The sequence below is a fragment of the Microcoleus sp. BR0-C5 genome, assembly GCF_036705045.1.
In the GTDB taxonomy this organism is placed as follows: Bacteria; Cyanobacteriota; Cyanobacteriia; order Cyanobacteriales; family Microcoleaceae; genus Microcoleus.
In genome coordinates, this window is sequence record NZ_JAUBTR010000171.1 from 1 (window position 1) to 2,414 (window position 2,414).

The 2,414-nt window shown below is 44.9% G+C and carries 1 protein-coding gene; it reads left to right on the forward strand.

The genetic code is table 11. The features are described 5' to 3' along the window. Nucleotides 1-604: 604 nt before the first annotated feature. Nucleotides 605-2,317, forward strand: coding sequence for a group II intron reverse transcriptase/maturase (gene ltrA / locus QUB08_RS31615; protein WP_333230218.1), 1,713 nt, complete (start codon nt 605-607; stop codon nt 2,315-2,317). The last annotated feature ends 97 nt before the right edge of the window (nt 2,318-2,414 follow it).

Genomic DNA, 2,414 nt, shown 5'->3' on the forward strand with positions numbered 1-2,414 from the left:
TTCACACTCATTGCGCGACGTAGTTAAGCTACGTGTTCTGAGTGGAGAGCCTTCTCTCCCAACGGATTTCGTCCCGTTGTCCCCACGTAAAAGGGTCACGATACCCCGGTCACGTTAGTAGTAAATAATGAACCTAATGGAATGCAGACCACGAAAGTAGCCTAATCTAACAGCCTCGCGTTGGAAAGGAGCAAGGGGAAGTACGAAAGGGTTAATCACCAGTAACCATCGTTTGCACACTTCGTGATGAATAAAGAGTGAAATAAGGCTGAAACACTCTCACCAAAAGGTAAGTGGGTAGAACTAGAGTTGATGATTCTCTAGTTCGACGAAATATAATCCCGCCGGAGTAGAGATGGAACCCGACCCGTGACGAATCTCAAACACATAGAACTGCGGAAAGCCCTATAGGTTCTCAGTACAGGTCGAAGTCTGAGTAAGCCAACCGTAAGGAAAGCAGAATACTTAGAGGGTAAAGGATGCCAGAAAAAGCGAATGCTGTGGGTAATGCCGCAGATAGGAGTTCAAGATTTGCTCCAACTGAAAGGAAGCCAAATTCTGGCAGGTGTTTAACGATAAACCAACGTAAGGAAATCAAACTTCTGTGAAAGATAGATTCGGTAACGAAATCGGAACAGACGCATTACCTGAGAAATGGGCAGACCTTAATTGGAAAGCTGCTACAAAGGTGGTGAGAAATCTCAGACAGAGAATTTATCGTGCGACTCAGAGGAATGAGTGGAATAAGGTAAGGAGCCTTACTTCACTCATGTTAAAAAGTAAGTCCAACCTGCTACTTGCAGTTAGACGGGTCACTCAAACTAACCAAGGGAAGAAAACAGCAGGAGTGGATAACCAACTTGCTCTCAACCCTCAGATGAGAATCCAACTAATACACGAAATCCTGAAGCTGAACCCTTGGAAAGCAAAACCTGCTAAAAGGATATACATTCCAAAAGCAAATGGTAAAAAGCGTCCTTTGGGGATACCAACTCTCAAAGATAGAGTGATGCAAGCAGTGGTCAAAAACGCACTGGAGCCGAGTTGGGAAGCCTTATTTGAAGCCAACAGCTATGGCTTTCGACCAGGGCGAAGCTGTCACGATGCCATAGAACAAGTTCATACCCGATTACGAAAGGGAGGCGATGAATGGGTTCTAGACGCAGATATTAAAGGAGCATTTGACCACATCAGCCACGAATACATACTCAATGCTCTCGGAGCAATCCCAAGCAAAGAGCTAATTAAACAGTGGCTAAAAGCAGGTTACGTGGAGGCTAACAAGTTTAACTCAACAGAAACAGGCACTCCCCAAGGCGGCATCATTAGCCCACTTCTGGCTAACATCGCCCTAGACGGACTGGAAGGAGAAGTATTATCCAACCACCAGAAAGTCAAACAGAGCAAGAGTGGGGAATACAAAGGCAAAACCTACTACACAAACAGGTATTATCCTAGATTTGGGTACATCAGATATGCCGATGATTTCCTTGTCACAGCCGAAACAAAGGAAGACTTGGAAGCCGTTCTGCCTGAAATAAAGGAATGGCTGAACAAGCGTGGACTAGAGCTAAACGAAGAAAAAACCCGAATCGTAAATAAGCGAGATGGGTTTAACTTCCTTGGTTTTACAATCCGAAGCTACTCAGACGGAACGACGCTCTGCAAACCTCAAAAGGATAAGATGATTGCCAAACTCAGAGAAATTAGAGGATGGCTCAAAAGACACAAAACGGTAAAACCGGAAGAAGTCATCAAACATCTAAACCCCATACTAAGAGGATGGGCGAACTATTACAGGCACTGCTCCAGCAAGGAAATCTTCGCTACATTCAACCATAGAATGGTACAAATGCTATGGCAATGGTGTAAAAGACGACACCACCAGAAACATCTCAAATGGGTAAAGAACAAATACTTTACCGTACTGAGAAATGACCACTGGACATTCTTTGCCGATACCAAGGATAGAACAGGAAAAAGAAAGAGACTTTATCTCCTGGATGTAAGTGACATCCCAATCCTGAGACATACAAAGGTTGAAGGCACAGCTAGTCCAGATGACTCAACCAAAGTAGATTACTGGAAGAAACGCCAATCAAAACTCGGTAGTAGCGTATGGGCTAAAGGCTCGAAGCTCTACAAAGTGGCTCAATTTCAGCACTGGAGATGCACTGAATGCGGAGACTACCTGCTAAACGGAGAACAAATCCACACTCACCACATAACTGAAGTGACAAATGGAGGCACAGATGAAATCGACAATCTTATACACCTTCACCAAATTTGTCACAGGAAAGTTCATGGTACTAAATAACCTCGGAGTCCAAGAATGCCAGAGCCGGATGATGCGAAAGTGTCACGTCCGGTTCGTTGGGGAGGGGGATACGGCGACGTATGCCCTCTTACCCGAC